Origin of the sequence: Acinetobacter sp. YH12041, assembly GCF_013419975.1 — a bacterium.
Lineage (GTDB): Bacteria > Pseudomonadota > Gammaproteobacteria > Pseudomonadales > Moraxellaceae > Acinetobacter.
This window is the reverse complement of sequence record NZ_VOZC01000007.1, coordinates 57,674-74,190: the sequence shown is the minus strand read 5'-3', so window position 1 is coordinate 74,190 and position 16,517 is coordinate 57,674. Positions and strand designations below refer to the sequence as shown.

The 16,517-nt window shown below is 42.3% G+C and carries 13 protein-coding genes; 4 read left to right on the top strand and 9 right to left on the bottom strand.

All coding sequences use genetic code 11. The features are described 5' to 3' along the window. Window positions 1–16: 16 nt before the first annotated feature. Both FTU00_RS07920 and FTU00_RS07915 read right to left on the bottom strand, forming a co-directional pair. Window positions 17–904 carry a DMT family transporter gene (locus tag FTU00_RS07920; RefSeq protein WP_180179463.1) on the bottom strand — a complete coding sequence of 296 codons (888 nt, stop codon included), beginning with the start codon at window positions 902–904 and terminating at the stop codon, window positions 17–19. Window positions 905–1,137: 233 nt separating this feature from the next. Beyond that, window positions 1,138–1,596, bottom strand: a complete 459-nt coding sequence (locus tag FTU00_RS07915; protein ID WP_180179533.1) for a GNAT family N-acetyltransferase — start codon at window positions 1,594–1,596, stop codon at window positions 1,138–1,140. A 457-nt stretch (window positions 1,597–2,053) separates the two neighbouring features. Here FTU00_RS07915 and FTU00_RS07910 point away from each other — a divergent pair, with 457 nt between their 5' ends. Further along, a complete protein-coding gene (locus tag FTU00_RS07910; RefSeq protein ID WP_159122920.1) occupies window positions 2,054–3,142 on the top strand; it encodes a putative zinc-binding metallopeptidase in 1,089 nt (362 codons plus the stop codon). A gap of 73 nt (window positions 3,143–3,215) precedes the next feature. On the opposite strand, the gene FTU00_RS07905 is transcribed toward FTU00_RS07910, so the two are convergent. The 3 genes from FTU00_RS07905 to FTU00_RS07895 all read right to left on the bottom strand — a co-directional run bounded on the left by FTU00_RS07905 (window position 3,216) and on the right by FTU00_RS07895 (window position 7,873). Beyond that, window positions 3,216–4,712: a succinate CoA transferase gene (locus FTU00_RS07905; protein WP_179992603.1), complete on the bottom strand. Its 1,497-nt coding sequence runs from the start codon at window positions 4,710–4,712 to the stop codon at window positions 3,216–3,218. A gap of 125 nt (window positions 4,713–4,837) precedes the next feature. Next, complete coding sequence (locus tag FTU00_RS07900; protein WP_180179532.1) at window positions 4,838–6,013, bottom strand: thiolase family protein; 1,176 nt, start codon at window positions 6,011–6,013, stop codon at window positions 4,838–4,840. Between the two features lie 84 nt (window positions 6,014–6,097). After that, window positions 6,098–7,873 (bottom strand): acyl-CoA dehydrogenase C-terminal domain-containing protein, encoded by a 1,776-nt coding sequence (locus FTU00_RS07895; RefSeq protein ID WP_180179462.1) that lies wholly within the window; start codon window positions 7,871–7,873, stop codon window positions 6,098–6,100. Between the two features lie 563 nt (window positions 7,874–8,436). On the opposite strand from FTU00_RS07895, the gene FTU00_RS07890 reads away from it, so the two are divergent. Beyond that, window positions 8,437–9,045 carry a TetR/AcrR family transcriptional regulator gene (locus FTU00_RS07890; RefSeq protein ID WP_005235816.1) on the top strand — a complete coding sequence of 203 codons (609 nt, stop codon included), beginning with the start codon at window positions 8,437–8,439 and terminating at the stop codon, window positions 9,043–9,045. Window positions 9,046–9,098: 53 nt separating this feature from the next. Here FTU00_RS07890 and FTU00_RS07885 read toward each other — a convergent pair whose 3' ends face one another. The 4 genes from FTU00_RS07885 to cysK form a co-directional block, all read right to left on the bottom strand. Further along, window positions 9,099–9,296, bottom strand: a complete 198-nt coding sequence (locus tag FTU00_RS07885; RefSeq protein WP_125278609.1) for a heavy-metal-associated domain-containing protein — start codon at window positions 9,294–9,296, stop codon at window positions 9,099–9,101. Window positions 9,297–9,350: 54 nt separating this feature from the next. Continuing rightward, window positions 9,351–9,785: a Cu(I)-responsive transcriptional regulator gene (cueR, locus tag FTU00_RS07880; protein ID WP_180179461.1), complete on the bottom strand. Its 435-nt coding sequence runs from the start codon at window positions 9,783–9,785 to the stop codon at window positions 9,351–9,353. After that, window positions 9,785–12,475: a heavy metal translocating P-type ATPase gene (locus FTU00_RS07875; protein ID WP_180179460.1), complete on the bottom strand. Its 2,691-nt coding sequence runs from the start codon at window positions 12,473–12,475 to the stop codon at window positions 9,785–9,787. The genes cueR and FTU00_RS07875 overlap by 1 nt, the downstream gene beginning before the upstream one ends. A 183-nt stretch (window positions 12,476–12,658) precedes the next feature. After that, on the bottom strand, window positions 12,659–13,657 hold the full coding sequence (gene cysK / locus FTU00_RS07870; RefSeq protein WP_159122914.1) for a cysteine synthase A: 999 nt from the start codon (window positions 13,655–13,657) through the stop codon (window positions 12,659–12,661). A gap of 291 nt (window positions 13,658–13,948) precedes the next feature. Between cysK and FTU00_RS07865 the strand changes: the two genes are divergently transcribed. Next, window positions 13,949–14,269, top strand: a complete 321-nt coding sequence (locus FTU00_RS07865) for a metalloregulator ArsR/SmtB family transcription factor (protein WP_104426093.1) — start codon at window positions 13,949–13,951, stop codon at window positions 14,267–14,269. 206 nt (window positions 14,270–14,475) lie between these two features. Further along, the gene (locus tag FTU00_RS07860; protein ID WP_175967711.1) at window positions 14,476–16,224 is read left to right on the top strand and encodes a SulP family inorganic anion transporter; all 1,749 of its coding nucleotides are present in this window, start codon (window positions 14,476–14,478) and stop codon (window positions 16,222–16,224) included. Window positions 16,225–16,517 lie beyond the last annotated feature (293 nt).

Sequence of the window (16,517 nt, the reverse complement as noted above, 5' to 3'; positions counted from 1 at the left end):
TTTATTCGTGTATTCGTTAAGCCCAGATCACCAGCATCGCTGCAATCACCACCAGTACCAAGCCCCAATGCTCGGCACGCGCCAGTTTTTCTTTAAAGAAATAAGCTGAAATCAGCAGACTGAACAGGATTTCGATTTGTCCCAAGGTTTTCACGATTGGCACGCTCATCATACTCATGGCGGTAAACCAGCCGAGGGATGCTATAAAGCTGCAGAAGCTGACTTTAAAGGTTAGACCTAAACGTTGCCACATGGCAACTAAGGTTTTTCGACTAAACAGGCTCAGGTAAATCAGCATACTGAGACACTGGAAACCAATCACCGAAATCAATACCCATGAAGCACGATGCACGGTTGGTAACATCGGCAGTTCCAGACTGGCTTCACGGACCAAGAGTGAAGTAATGGCAAAGCTCAAACCACTGCCGATTCCGATGGCTAAAGTCTTGGTAGATAGGCCGGTGAGCTGATTGCCCTTACTCAGCAGGAATACCGCATAACCACCGATCAGCACCCCAATCCATGCCAGTACAGACAGATGATCTGACAGGAAAATTACTCCGATAATGGCTGCCAGAATCGCTTCACTTTTTGCCAGTCCAACGCCAATCGCATAATTTTTCTGTTTAAATAGCTGCACCATCAAGGCGGTTGCCAGAATCTGGCTGATACCCGCAATCAGGATATAGATCCAGTACTTCGGGCTAAAATGCACCACACTTTCTACCGGTTTGAAGTGGTATAAAGCTGCAATGTAAAGCCCGGCCAGCGGCAAGCCAAACAGGAAACGTGCCAGTGTCACGCCCCAAATATCGACAGTGGTACTGAGCTGCTTTTGAAAGGCATTTCGCCAGGCCTGCATAAATGCAGCTATTAAAGTAAAGAAAATCCAGCTGATTGCCATACCCTGATCATTAATACCGTAAAAGTGAATTAATTCTATGCCTTAGTACAATCTATGACTAATTAAAAATGAGATAATGGCTAATAGCTAAAAGTTTAATTTTCTAATTTAAAAATAATTAAAATTTATCAATTTGACAGGGATAAAATTGATTTCTCAAATTCCAACTATGCTAATAAATAAGAAAATAACTCCTGATCTCTGATTAACTTATAATAAACGGCTCTTCTATTTTAAGAGATCGAAGATGTTTCATCAGAATAAACTTTTTCCATTGGAATAAAGCGAATGCCATGTTCGTGAGTAAGTTCACCTGTTTCTACAAAACCAAATTTTTTATAAATGTTGAAGCCATATAAACTGGATTTGACTGTAATCTTTTGATGATCCTGTCCACGAATTTGTTTTTCTAAAAAATTCCACATTTGACGACCGTATCCTTGCCCCTGATACGCCGGATCAAGAAAAAAGTGCATGAAGTGTGCAGGTTCCATATAAGCCACCATGCCCACAATTTTTTGATTAATTTCTCCAACAAAATAATGAATATCAGCTCGATCAAAAATGGTCTGAAGAATTTTAGGTTGAAAACGCTTGCGTCCCTCTTCATTAGAAATCAAGACATCAACAAATGGGGCAATGACGTTCGCAATTGCTAGTGTATCCTGAACAGTGGCTTTTCTTATCTTCATCATATTTTAATACCCAAAAAGCAGAACTAAAAAATGAAAAATAATTTATTTTTCAGCATGATATATGTTTTAAAATTGAGCAAAATATATACCAATTAAGTCTTTTGAAAAACGCGATTCAATCGATTTTTTTCAATAATTTTTGATCTCTAATTTTTTTATAGTTTGCATTATTCAGTTTTTTTAAATTGATACTCTCGTTTTTATTTAAGAAAAAAATACATAAGTCAGTTCATCAGTTTTTTTATTTCTGTCAGCTTTTCGTCTATAAACAGTCACTAAACCATAATTTAATGAATAATCGATCACATGCATTTTACAATTAATCAACATAGTGTTTTTTAAGAAATTTTTATGATGAATTTTTAAACAGGATAAAATTCCGCAATGCAATCTGAATATAAATTATAGAGTTTCAGTAATTCATTGTAATTCATTCATTTTGCAGGGAGTATCGATGAAGTATTTTGAATGTCCAGTTTGCGAACAGCAGATCTTTTTCGCCAAATTCGTATGTGATCACTGCCTTTCTCCTATCGGCTATATCGCATCCGAAAAAGAAATGACGACATTTAAAAAGCTGAATGCTCAGGAGTGGGTTCCCGTTGCCGAGAAGTATCAATATTCCCGTTATAAACCTTGTTATAACTATACCCATCATCAGGTATGTAACTGGATGATCCCCGTAGATGACGAGGAAGATTTTTGCGAATCCTGCCAGCTGACTCATGTAATTCCAAATCTGGAAAATGCCGAAAACATGATTTACTGGTATCGGCTTGAGGAAGCCAAACGCCGGTTTCTATATCTGACCCAACGTATGAACATTATGCCTCGTCCAAAACATTCGGATGATGATCCATTAGGTTTGCGTTTTGATTTTCTTCTTCCTGAAAAAGACAAGCCAGTACTTACCGGCCATGCCAATGGGGTGATTACCTTAAATGCCTTCGAGGCCGATGTGGTTTATCGGGAAACAACCCGGGTCAATATGGGTGAAAATTACAGGACATTACTAGGGCATTTTCGTCATGAAAGTGGGCATTTTTATTTTAATGTCATCCAGCATCTACATCCGGAATTACTCGATGAACTTCGCCATTATTTTGGAGATGAGCGGCAAAATTATAGTGAAGCACTAGAGAGGCACTATAATCAAGGTGCGCCTATCAACTGGCATGAAAAATATATTAGTCCCTATGCCACTGCACACCCGTGGGAAGATTGGGCTGAAACCTGGTCACATTATCTGCATATCATGGAAACACTGGAAACTGCATTTTATGCCGGTCTACGCGTGGAAGGTAATGGCCGAAATCTAGCCAGTATGGACTTTAAAGAATGCCCGATTGGTGGACAGGATTTTGAACATATCCTGGAAAACTGGGTCACCCTGACTTTTAATTTGAATGCCTTAAACCGCAGTATGGGTCTGGAAGATGCTTACCCCTTTAAGCTGACTGAAGCTGTGAAAGATAAACTGCGTTTCATTCATCGGCATATCTTGGATAAAGTCTTTAATAACCCACGTCTGATTCAGAACTAAAATATTTATCTAGTACAATAAATAAAGCCCGTGATTCACAGGCTTTATTTTGGGCTTATTTTAAGAAAGAGAACTAAGCAATTTTCATTGAACCGGTTTCTTCAAACTGGGCATGCCAGGACAAAGCTTCATTTAACAAATGCGGTGTTTGCCCACCATGCGCACAGGCGCGCTCAAAGTAATCATTCAGACTTTTACGATAATCGGGATGAGCACAAATATCGATAATCTTGCGGGCACGTTCACGTGGTGCCAATCCGCGCAGATCGGCCAAACCTTGCTCTGTTACCAGAATATCCACGTCATGGTCAGTATGATCTGTATGGCTCACCAGTGGAACCACAGACGAAATCGCACCACCTTTGGCATAGGATTTAGTCACAAAAATCGCAATATGTGCATGACGGGTAAAATCACCTGAGCCGCCAATACCATTCATCATCTTGGTGCCAGCGACATGGGTTGAATTCACATTCCCGTAAATATCAAACTCCAGTGCGGTATTGATTGCAATTATACCCAGACGGCGAATCAGCTCAGGGTTGTTGGAAAGTTCTTGCGGGCGTAAGACAATTTTATCTTTGTACTGATCAAAATTCTTCATCACCCGTGCCGCACATTCATCGCTCAGGGTCATGGAACAACCAGAAGCAAAGGTCATTTTTCCTGAATCGATAAGCTGGAAAGTACAGTCTTGCAGGACTTCAGAATACATTTCCAGATGGTTGAAATTAGAATGTTCAAAACCTGCAAATACGGCATTTGCCACGGAACCTACTCCGGACTGCAGCGGCCCCAGATTTTCAGGTAATCGTCCTGCGGCGACTTCATTTTCAAAGAATTGAATTAAGTGGCTGGCAATCGCCAGTGTTTCTTCATCCGGCTCATCCATTGCGAAAGAAGTATCCGGAATCTCATTAATGACAATCGCAGCAATTTTTTCAGGTGCAACATGGATTCCGATTGTACCTATCTTGTCACTGGCTTGCGTCAAAGGAATCGGACCACGGTTTGGACGGGTTTTAGGCAAATAAATATCATGTACGCCTTCTAGCACCGGATTAACTGTTGTATCAATTTCAACAATGACCCGATCTGCCATTTCGATGAAATTCGCCGAGTTTCCACAAGAACCGGTCGGAATAATCTGGCCATCTTCAGTAATGGCCGTTGCGGCAATTATAGCTACATTAATCGCCGGCAGGTTTTTATGACGGATATTGTCTGCCAGTTCAGAAAGATGCTGATCGATATACATCACTTCACCATTATTGATGGCCTGACGTAAAGAAGGATCAGCCTGATAAGGATAACGGCGGGTTATAACGTTAGCTTCATTCAGTTTCCCATCAATCCGGTTCCCCAGACTTGCACCTGTCGCCAAGGTAATATGGATCGGATGCTGCCGGGCATATTCAGCCAATGCCAAAGGCACAGTTTTCGCTTCACCGGCGCCGCCAAAACCGCTCAAACCAATTACATCACCATCTTGAATCAATTGTAGTGCTTTTTCTACAGGAACTACTTTATCTTGTAATGCGAGCAAACGAATACGCTCTAAACCGTTCATAAAAATTCTCAAAAATTAAAAATAAAGAGACACCTGCTCCTGGCGTACCAGAAGCATTGTGGTCTAATTCAAAAAATATTTAAGTTTGCTACTTTGAGCATATGATCATGCAATTATGAAAAGACTTAAATTAGTTCTACTGCAATCGCTGTTGCTTCCCCACCGCCAATACATAGTGCTGCAATGCCTTTCTTGCCACCAGTACGCTTTAAGGCATGAATCAGGGTCACAATGATACGGGAACCTGAAGAGCCCAGTGGATGACCTAAAGCACAGGCACCACCATTAATATTCACTTTGGCAGGATCCAGTTCAAAGGCATCAATCGCAGCCATGGTTACCATCGCGAAAGCTTCATTAATTTCCCATAGATCCACATCAGCTGCATTCCAGCCAGTTTTCTTCAGTACCTTGTCAATTGCGCCCACCGGTGCAATCGTGAATTCTGATGGATGTTGTGAATGGCTGGCATAAGCCAGAATATTCGCTAGAGGTTTCAGGTTACGCTGTGCTGCAATCTCGCTCGATGTTACGACCAGTGCTGAAGCACCATCGGAAATTGAACTGGCATTTGCCGCAGTAATCGTACCGTCTTTTTTAAATGCCGGACGTAAAGATGGAATTTTGTCTGCTTTGGCATTCAGTGGCTGTTCATCCTGTTCTACCACGACATCGCCTTTACGGCTACTCACAGTGACCGGTACGATTTCATCTTTAAAGAAACCTTGCTGCACGGCGGTCACGGCTTTATTTAAGGAACCAATTGCATAGTCATCCTGCTGCTCACGGGTATAGCCCTTTTTATCTGCCATTTCCTGAGCAAGGATTCCCATCGACAGACCTGTTTCCGCATCTTCCAGACCTTCCTGGAACATATGGTCAATGACTTTTCCATGCCCCATACGGAATCCGGTCCGTGCCTTGTCCATTAAATAGGGTGCGTTTGACATCGATTCCATACCACCTGCAACCACAATCTCTGCTGAACCGGCCTTGATTGCGTCTGCTGCCTGCATCACCGCCTTCATGCCTGAACCACAAATTTTATTAATCGTGGTCGCCCCCGTGGAATCCGGTAGACCCGCCTGACGCATTGCCTGACGTGCCGGACCCTGTTTTAAACCAGCAGGAAGAACGCAGCCCATAATCACTTCATCAATATCATTAGCTGCCAGACCTGCACGCGCTACCGCTTCCTTGATCGCTACAGCACCCAAATCTGATGCTGTACAAGTTGAAAGTGAGCCTTGAAAACCGCCCATTGCGGTACGTACAGCTTCTACAATTACAATCATTCTAATCTCATCCTTTAACATCATTGTTATCAACACTGTAAAGTGATAGCTCTACAGTGTTTGTCCTTCGCAATATTTGCGGGTTTAGGCTTATGCAGTGAAATATTCTTCTGGCAATTGCATCACCAACTCTGCACCTGCCTGAATGCGTTGAATTCTCGCACTTAAATCCGGAAGTACTTTAGCAATATAGTAATTAGCCAGTACCAGTTTATTCTGGAAATAGCTTTCTTCTTTGGTAGCCGCCGCTTTACTGATACGCGCATACATATAGACGAAGCTCAACAAACCTACGGCGTGCAGATAATCAACAGCAATGGAGTTGGCGAAATCAGGATTCTGCTGAGACTGCTCAACAATAAAATTGGTAATATCTTCCAGTTGCTGACAGGTATCTAAGGTTGCCTTTTTAATCGTTAAGGCATCATCCAGACCTTCGGCAAACTTACGGATTTCTGCAATATATTCTGCAATATAAGCACCTTTACATTTCGTAGTTTTACGGCCAATCAGGTCAATTGCCTGTACCCCATTGGTCCCTTCATAGATCTGTGAAATGCGCAGGTCACGGATACATTGTTCCATGCCCCATTCACGGATATAGCCATGACCACCGAAGCACATTTGCGCTTCCAGCGCAGCATCTAGGGCTTTATCAGTCAGATAGGCTTTGGCAATTGGCGTTAATAAAGCCACACGATCAGTTGCTTTACGTACCGCCTCAGGGTCGGTGGAGTATTTGGTAATATCCAGCTGCTGACCGACATAGACTGCGAAAGCACGAGAAGCTTCATTATTGGCACGTACATTCAGCAACATACGGCGTACATCGCCATGGACCAGAATTGAATCGGCTGGTTTTTCTGGAGATTTTGCACCAGTTGATGCACGGCCCTGTAAACGGTCCGTCGCATATTGTGCCGCATTCTGGTAGCCAAATTCTGCCGCGCCAATGCCTTGAATCCCCATCGACAAACGTTCGTAGTTCATCATCACGAACATGCCCGCCAGACCTTCATTTTCATTGCCCACCATATAGCCTTTAGCACCATCAAAGTTCATGACGCAGGTTGCTGAGCCTTTGATGCCCATCTTATGTTCGATCGAACCGGCAGCCACTGCATTGCGCTCACCCAGGGAACCGTCTGCATTGACCAGAAATTTAGGGACAATAAACAGAGAAATACCGCGTGAACCTGCTGGCGCGTTTGGGGTTTTGGCCAGCACCAGATGAATGATATTTTCACTCAGATCATGCTCGCCGCTGGTAATAAAAATTTTGGTGCCGGTAATATTGTATGAACCATCTTCATTCGGTTCAGCTTTAGTCTTGATAATGCCAAGATCTGTGCCGGAATGTGGTTCAGTCAGGCACATGGTGCCCGACCATTCACCCGTATAGAATTTTGGTAAATAAGTTTCTTTTTGTTCCTGTGAGGCGCGGTCATTGATGGCCATACCTGCACCCACCGTTAATAGCGGATAAAGCATAAAAGATGGATTGGTGCTCCAGATCATTTCATCCGCTAGAACCGTGAGCATCTTCGGCATGTTTTGTCCGCCCCATTCTTCAGGAGCACCCAAGCCTACCCAGCCACCTTCGGCAAACTGTCTGAACGCTTCTTTAAAACCTTTGGGTGTCGTCACCACACCATTGTTAAACTGAGCACCGCCCTCTTCATCTGCAGGACGATTCAGATCAAGAATGACATTTTTTGAAAATTTTGCCATTTCTTCCAGAACCGCATTTGCAGTCGCCATATCGAGATGTGCAAGATTTTCGTTACCTTGCCAAAATTGTTCAGCATGAAATACATCATTTAAAATAAATTCCATGTCTTTCAGCGGCGCATTATAAATCGGCATTTTCAACTTCCTAAAATGGTGATACTCAATCCTGTTACTGAGTATTTTTTCATTATGGATTCGAGAAAATATTTTGAGGCTTTTTGCTCGAATCCATGCATGTCATTCAAAAATCATCATATCGAATTAATCTGGCGATGAATTCATTGACATAAATTAGCGATATAAAATTTAAAATCAAAAACTTTATACCTCTGGTATTTACTGAATCATTAAAACTTAAATCCATTGATGAATGAAAAATTTAAGCTGTTAAAATGACTCTGGCTTCACTTCGCTAAACCTTGTCTGGTCTGGGTTTAAAACGAAAATATGATTCAGCTTTATGCCCTAAAACCATAAATCAAATATATTGAAAATGGAATTTTATTTAGCAAAGTTGATCTCAAGGGTTCAATTTTCTTGACAATATTTTTAGCACAGCTGTATATGACTTTTTTCTACAAGAAATGTTGAATAAATATACAAATTTAGATAAATATCACGACCTTAGTTTTATAGCTATACCTGTGAAAATAGCATATTCTTAGTAGGTTCCTTTTCTAAAATGATGAGTCAAGAAGATGACGACTGTAAGACAGCAGAACTTCCTTCTTCGTAAAGAGAAGATCCTGAGCATGGCAGAAAGTCTACTGCTTGATAATAATCAGGACATCACCTTGAGTGAACTTGCTGAAGAACTGGACATCGCCAAAGGAACCATCTACAAGCATTTTAAAAGCAAGAACCAGTTATATTTAGAACTCATCATTCTGAATGAAAAAAGAATTCTGGCAATTTCCGATAAATATAATAACGATATTAAAAATTATGTTTCGCAATATATGCTTTATCACATGCTCAATTCAAACCGGACTATTTTGCTGCATGTTATTGAAGAGCGTTTAACCAATAATGAAAAAAACCTGAAAGAGTTATTTCAGGAACTCTATCGTATTCGTGAAGAACGGATTATCCGCATTAAAGATATGACCCATGATTATCTGGTATCTTTAGACAGTGCCATGTCAATCCGGGATTATTTATCTTATATCTGGACGGTCACTTACGGGGCTTCACTATTATTAAATTCGACCAGTTATCAAAAAGCGATTGGTTCGCGTGAACGCTTGATTAAACTGTATATTAATCAGGCATTAATGACGCCAGATAAAATATCGGCAGTTTCATAAAAAATGCCTAATCATGATTAGGCATTTTAGAATTATTTTTTAAATGGCAAATATCAAGCCATAGTTTCAGGCGGGAAGCCATCTTCAGTTAATGCCGCGATAATCTCAGATTCGCTTGCACTCGATTCAACTTCCACCATTTTGCTGACTACATCAACATTGACTTTAGCATTTTCATCCAGCTCCTGAATGGTTGCCGTCACACTACGTGCACAACCACCACAAGTCATATTTTCAATACGGAATTTCATCTTGATCTCCCTTTGATCAGTTTAAATTTGGGTTAAGCGAATTTTAATTCAAGGCTATTGATCTGCTTTGATAGCCGTATGTGCAGTTTTCCCATGTGACACACCCTGCTCAATCTGTTTCAGGATCTGACAATCAGACTGCTCATCTCCAGCACACTGTGCAACCGATTGCTGCAAAATTTTCATCATATTTTGCATGTCCGCAATTTTCTGTTGCAGTAACTCGATATGCTTTTGCGCCAACTGTTTGACATCACTGCTGTGTCTGGCATCGTTCAGCCACAGGCCGAGCAATTCTTTCATCTGTTCAGAAGAAAAACCCAGTTCACGCGCATGCTGAATAAAACTTAAAGTCTTGATGTCATCGTCACTATAGATACGATAACCCGAATCGCTACGTTTAGGATTGGGTAATAAACCGATACCTTCATAATAACGGATCATTTTGGCCGAGATCCCGGAGCGTTTCGCGGCCTGTCCAATATTCATTACACTGCCTCCTTCAACTGGATCGGCTGATAAGTCTTTAAACGAAGCGCATTGCTGACCACAAAAACTGAGGATAATGCCATCGCGCCTGCTGCAAACATCGGTGATAACAAAATACCGAAGAATGGATACAACAGACCGGCAGCAATCGGAATCAAGGCAATATTATAAACAAAGGCCCAGAACAGGTTCTGTTTGATATTGCGCATGGTCGCCTGACTCAGGCCAATACCGGTTGCCACATGCTGTAAATTTCCTGACATCAGCACCACATCTGCTGCTTCAATCGCCACATCCGTACCAGTTCCTATTGCCATCCCGACATCGGCCTGAGCCAAGGCAGGTGCATCATTAATCCCGTCACCGACAAAAGTGACGATGCCATGTTGCTGTTGGAGTTGATGTACCGCATCGACTTTTTCATTAGGCAGAACTTCAGCAATGACATGGTCAATTTTCAACTGTCTGGCAATGGCCTGTGCAGTATGCTGGTTATCACCGGTGATCATGGCAATCTTTAAGCCTTGATCATGTAAGGCCTGAATCGCACTATAGGTTGTGGCTTTAATCGGATCAGCCACAGCAATAATGGCAGCCAACTGCTGATCTATCGCGACATATAAAGGTGTGCGTCCCTGTTCGCCCAACTGTTGTGCCTTCTCTTTAAAAATATCGACACTTAAACCCAATTGCTGCATCAGGCGTTCAGCGCCAATATGAATTTGCTGACCTGAAACTTGAGCTTTCACGCCTGCACCGGTGATTGAATCAAAATCACTGACTTCAGGTAGTTGCAACTGTTGTGCTTTCGCAGCTTCCACAATTGCATGGGCAATGGGATGTTCGGATTTGGCTTCCACTGCTGCGACCATTTGCAATACTATTTGCTGCTCAAAACCAGATGTCACTGTAAAATCGGTTAGGGCTGGTTTCCCTTCAGTTAAGGTTCCGGTTTTATCCACCGCCACAACTCTGGTTTGCTGCAAGAGTTGCAATGCTTCGCCTTTACGGAACAAGACACCCAGCTCTGCTGCCCGGCCGGTGCCGACCATAATAGATGTTGGCGTAGCCAGGCCCATTGCACAAGGACAGGCAATAATCAGTACTGCAACAGCATTGACCAGTGCATAAGTCAGATTTGGTTCAGGACCCAACAGGAACCAGACGATAAAGGTCAAAGTCGCGAGAAGCATCACAGCCGGCACAAACCATAAGGTCACTTTATCGACAGCTGCCTGAATCGGAAGCTTTGCGCCTTGTGCCTGTTCCACCATATGAATGATCTGAGCCAAGACGGAATCTTGACCGACCGCAGTCGCCTTGATCTGCAAAGTGCCATTCTGATTCACCGTTCCGCCAATCACCCGATCTCCAGCCTGTTTAGCCACCGCTAAAGGTTCACCGCTGATCATGGCTTCATCGATATAACTTTGACCAGAAACGACTTCACCATCAACTGCGACTTTCTCACCCGGACGAATCTCGATCAGCATGCCCTGCTGTACATCAGCAATTTTCAGATCAACCCAGGTTCCATTTTGCTGTACTCGAGCAGTTTTTGGCTGCAAGCCAACCAGATATTGAATCGCTTCAGAGGTTTTACCTTTGGCTCGAGCTTCCAGATAACGTCCCAGTAAGATCAAGGCAACAATCACAGCCGCCGCTTCGAAATACACATGTACAGTGCTTTGCGGCAATAATTGCGGAAAGAAAGTGGAAATACAGGAAAATCCATAAGCGGCTATTGTTCCCACGGCAACCAGAGAATTCATATCGGGTGCCAGTCGCAACAATGCCGGAATCCCATGCTGATAAAACCGCCGTCCTGGTATCAGCAAAACCAGAGTCGTCAGTACAAACTGGATATACCAGCTGTTTTGGGTACCTAGCGTATGTGCAATCCAGTGATGAAAAGCCGGAATCAGATGTGAACCCATTTCCAGAATAAACACCGGAACAGCCAGAATTAGTGCTAACCATAAGTCACGTTTTAGCTGTTCAGTTTCAGCGGTTTTCTTTTCCTGAAATGCCGTCTGGGCATCGGTAGCCTGTGTATCTAATTTTTCATGGGCGTTATAGCCAGCTTTTTTGACAGCAGCAATTAAAGCTGGAAGCTGACTACGCGGCGCCTTGACCGAAGCTGTTTCAGTGGCGAGATTGACGTGTGCTTCACTTACCTGATCGACTTTTAATAAAGCCTTTTCTACACGTGCCACACAGGAGGCACAGGTCATTCCTTCAATAGCCAGTTCAATTCGGTCGGTTTGAATATCAAAGCCGGCCTTTTGTACCGCCTTAACCAGTTGGGAAACAGCGAGAGGACGAATTGCAGTGACGTGAGCTTTTTCGGTTGCCAGATTAACCTGCGCATCCAGTACCTGATCGACTTTTTTCAAGGCTTTTTCAACACGAGCTACACAAGAGGCACAGGTCATGCCTTCAATATTTAAATCAAACTGCTGGATCACGGCTTCAAAACCGATTTTATTGATAGCATTGACGAGTTGCGTTGCAGGAATAGGTTGTTCACTTTTTAAAAAAGCCTGTTCAGTGGAGAGATTGACGTTCGCTTCCACCACACCTTCAATTTTCTTTAAGGCTTTTTCCACACGTGCGACACAAGAGGCACAGGTCATTCCTGAAATCTGTACCTGCTGTTCGTACAACTGTGTGGTTGCTGGTTTATTCATTCTGCGCTCTCCATTCACCCATTCACTGCCTATGCTATAGCTTAAACATTACCATAATGGGAAGGTCAAGCTTCTGGTTTAAATTCTTGATCTTTCATTATATGAAGGCATAAAGTCCAATAAAAAAGCCCAAAGATGACTTCAGGCTTTTTCGAGATTTAGTGAAACTAATTTGTTAAATATTTACTCAGCAGAAATATCTTCAAAAAGAATTGAAGATAAATAGCGCTCACCACCATCTGGCAGAATCACCACGATATTTTTGCCTGCATTTTCAGGACGTGCAGCCAGTTGCGCAGCTGCAGCCATTGCAGCACCACTTGAAATACCCACCAAGATGCCTTCTTGAGTCGCAGTTTTACGTGCCCATTCCACTGCATCGCTACTGGTAATGGCAATCACTTCATCGACCAGATCCAGATCCAGGTTCTTTGGAATAAAGTTTGCGCCAATACCCTGAATTTTATGTGGTCCTGGAGTGAGTGTCTCACCACGTTTTGCCTGACCAATAATGGCAGATTCAGCAGGCTCTACAGCAACTGAATAAATCGGCTTGTTTTTCACTTTTTCAAAAAAGCGTGAAATACCGGTAATCGTACCGCCTGTCCCTACACCCGCTACCAGAATATCGACATTACCTGCAGTCGCTTCCCAGATTTCAGGACCGGTCGTCTCTTCATGGATTTTTGGGTTAGCTGGATTTTCAAACTGTTGTGGCAGGTAATACAGTTCAGGATTTTCATTCACCAGACGTTGTGCTTCTTCCACCGCGCCTTTCATGCCTTTGGCTGGATCTGTCAGTACTAAATTAGCACCTAATGCTTTCACCACTTTACGGCGTTCAATACTCATGCTGGATGGCATGGTTAAGGTAATATCATAGCCTTTAGCCGCTGCTACAAATGCCAGCGCAATACCGGTATTACCACTGGTTGGCTCAACAATGTGCATGCCCGGCTTCAATTTACCTGACTTTTCTGCATCAGCAATCAAGGCTGCGCCAATACGGCATTTCACCGAAAATGCCGGGTTACGGCTTTCAATTTTCGCAAGTACAGTCGCTCCGCCTGAAATGGCACGATTGATACGAACCAGAGGGGTATTACCAATTGCCTCTGCATTATTGCTATAAACCGCGATACCTAAATTGGCAGGTGTTGGAAAAGCTGAATCTGTAGTCATTAGAATATCCTTGATGTTATTCGCCAAGATGTATTTACATGATACAAGCATTTTCCGGCTTTGTAGATGCCTGAAACAAGATGGAATCACGATAGCAGTTTGAAATGAAACATCTTCTTCCTAAAAAACCGGAACACGATAAAATTATCTTATATTTTAATTAGTAAATTATAACTATTCTTGATAACACAATTCATTAAAAACCATAGTAATTCACGCTTTCTATCCATCAATTCACGCTGTTCGAGTCGTATAATTCGCGGGCTGTAATTGTATAAATGGACATAGTAAATGAAAACCGATCTTGAAATTGCCGCGATGCGGGATTCAGCTCAACAGGTTGTCGGTATTTTAAAGTTAATGGCCAATACGGACCGACTGCTCATTTTATGTCATCTCTCCCAAAATGAACTGAATGTCTCTCAAATTGAAGAGATTACCGACATCAGACAGCCAACCCTGTCTCAGCAGCTCATGATTTTGCGTAAAAGCGATGCGGTAAATACCCGTCGAGACGGTAAACAGATCTATTATTCGATCAAAGACCAGAACCTGGTAGAAATGTTAAAAAAGCTTTATCAAATCTACTGTGTAAATCAAGCAGTCGCTTAAAGCTGCAATTTACCTCATTCGTCCTGTTTTATTTTAAAGCGATCTGCCTGATTTAAATTTTCTTTACTGAGAGTTTTAAGTCTTTTGCCTTGATCCTTTGTCCCCTCATTCATTTTTTAAAATGTGAATGATCACCTATTTATATCCTAAGACTTCTTAGCAGAATTTGTGCATAATATATCTATATTTGTGATTTAGACCTGTATATGCCAAATTTTAAGTCTAGACTGCTCAATAGACTCCCTGCCTGGTCATGGTTAAGTCAGTACAGCCCAGTGAAATTAAAATCAGATGTACTGGCTGCCCTGATTGTCGTCGCGATGCTGGTACCCCAAGGGATGGCCTATGCCATGCTGGCAGGTTTGCCACCGATTATGGGACTCTATGCCAGTATTCTACCAATGATCATTTATGCCTTATTGGGCGGCAGTACGACCTTATCGATTGGACCAGTAGCCATCATTTCCATGATGACCTTTGCCACACTGAATCCATTATTTGAAGTGGGTTCTCCGGTCTATATTGAAGCGGCAACTTTATTGGCATTGATGGTCGGCATTATTTCCCTGCTTTTAGGTGTATTCCGTTTCGGCTTTTTAATTCAGCTGATCAGCCATCCGGTCATTCAGAGTTTTATTATTGCTTCGGCTCTATTGATTGCTTTTGGTCAGTTCAAGTTTCTGGTGGATTTACCTTTAAAAGCCAATAATATTCCCGAGCTGGTGAAAAGCCTGATTGAATATTTACCACTTTTGCATCTCCCGAGTCTGATCTTTGGCCTGCTTTCTATCGGTTTACTGGTTTATCTGCCGAAACTATTAAAATCTCAAGCAGTACAAAGCCGGATCGGTTCGACTGATTTTCTGGTTCGAGCAGTTCCACTGATTCTGGTTTTTCTCGGTATTGCAGCCGTTCTGTTTTTAGACTTAAAAGTTCAAGGCATTAAAACGGTCGGTGAAATTCCTTCAGGCTTTCCGCCTTTGTCTTTCCCACACTGGAACTGGGAGTTGGTGATGACCTTATTACCGGGTGCCAGCATGATTGCCATGATCAGTTTTGTGGAATCTCTCTCTATTGCTCAGGCAACGGCGCTACAGCAGCGTAGCAATTTGAACAGTAATCAGGAACTGATTGCGCTCGGTGTAGCCAATATCAGTGCCGGAATCAGTTCCGCCTTTCCTGTAACCGGTAGTCTGTCACGTACTGTGGTGAATGCTGACGCTGGCGCCAAAACACCTTTGGCTGGCGTATTGTCTTCTTTATTGATTGTCGTGGTTAGTCTGTTTTTTACCAGCTTCTTTGAGGATCTGCCGCTGACCATTCTGGCTGCAACCATTATTGTGTCTATCTGGAAACTGGTCAATTTCCAGCCTTTCGTCGATGCCTGGCGTTATTCCAAAGCTGATGGCATTGCCATGTGGATTACTTTTTTTGGTGTGGTATTACTGGATATTACTACCGGTCTAATCGTCGGGATTATTTCGACCTTTATTCTTATGCTATGGCGCATCAGCCGCCCTCATATTGCAGTCGTGGGTCTGGTCGAAGGCACCCAGCATTTCCGGAATATCCAGCGTCATCAGGTGATGACTTCTGATCGGGTTCTATCTCTGCGTATTGATGAAAACCTAAGTTTTTTAAATGCGCATACTCTTAAAGGTTATCTGATTAATCAGTTAAGTTTAAATGACAAGTTAGAGCATGTGATTTTGAACTGCTCTAGTATTAGTGCGATTGACTTGAGTGCTTTGGAAACGCTGGAAGAGCTCAATGCTGAATTATCCAAACTAAATATTCGCCTGCACTTTGCAGAAGTGAAAGGCCCGGTATTCGACCGCTTGCAAGCCTCCAAACTCATGACACATTTGAGTGGACGGATTTATCTAACCCATTTTCAGGCAATTCAGGATCTGGCTCCGGAAATCTTCGAGAAGCCTCAACATTATATGATTTAAGATTTTTTAATTCCTTGCATGATAGACATGCTGTCATGCAAAGAATTGAACTGAAACATAACTGGAAATGATTGATTTAAATTCTATATTCATTTAAAAAATAAAGATTAAAAACCAATCAGTAAATCTGGCTATTTCTAAGAATTTTGTATGGAAATAATACGATCAAGATAAAAAACCATCTTAATTATTTATTAATTTTCAGTCACTTAAATATTATCTAAAAATATATTTTAAGCGATCCTTAATTTAAGTATAAAATAACGCAAATTTTTTTCGCATTTAGCCCTCGT

What these genes read in the sequence shown, in the direction of transcription:
- FTU00_RS07920 (WP_180179463.1), bottom strand. Translation starts at nt 904, where the DNA reads ATGGCAATCAGCTGGATTTTCTTTACTTTAATAGCTGCATTTATGCAG.
- FTU00_RS07915 (WP_180179533.1), bottom strand. Translation starts at nt 1,596, where the DNA reads ATGAAGATAAGAAAAGCCACTGTTCAGGATACACTAGCAATTGCGAAC.
- FTU00_RS07910 (WP_159122920.1), top strand. Translation starts at nt 2,054, where the DNA reads ATGAAGTATTTTGAATGTCCAGTTTGCGAACAGCAGATCTTTTTCGCC.
- FTU00_RS07905 (WP_179992603.1), bottom strand. Translation starts at nt 4,712, where the DNA reads ATGAACGGTTTAGAGCGTATTCGTTTGCTCGCATTACAAGATAAAGTA.
- FTU00_RS07895 (WP_180179462.1), bottom strand. Translation starts at nt 7,873, where the DNA reads ATGCCGATTTATAATGCGCCGCTGAAAGACATGGAATTTATTTTAAAT.
- FTU00_RS07890 (WP_005235816.1), top strand. Translation starts at nt 8,437, where the DNA reads ATGACGACTGTAAGACAGCAGAACTTCCTTCTTCGTAAAGAGAAGATC.
- FTU00_RS07885 (WP_125278609.1), bottom strand. Translation starts at nt 9,296, where the DNA reads ATGAAATTCCGTATTGAAAATATGACTTGTGGTGGTTGTGCACGTAGT.
- cueR (WP_180179461.1), bottom strand. Translation starts at nt 9,785, where the DNA reads ATGAATATTGGACAGGCCGCGAAACGCTCCGGGATCTCGGCCAAAATG.
- FTU00_RS07875 (WP_180179460.1), bottom strand. Translation starts at nt 12,475, where the DNA reads ATGAATAAACCAGCAACCACACAGTTGTACGAACAGCAGGTACAGATT.
- cysK (WP_159122914.1), bottom strand. Translation starts at nt 13,657, where the DNA reads ATGACTACAGATTCAGCTTTTCCAACACCTGCCAATTTAGGTATCGCG.
- FTU00_RS07865 (WP_104426093.1), top strand. Translation starts at nt 13,949, where the DNA reads ATGAAAACCGATCTTGAAATTGCCGCGATGCGGGATTCAGCTCAACAG.
- FTU00_RS07860 (WP_175967711.1), top strand. Translation starts at nt 14,476, where the DNA reads ATGCCAAATTTTAAGTCTAGACTGCTCAATAGACTCCCTGCCTGGTCA.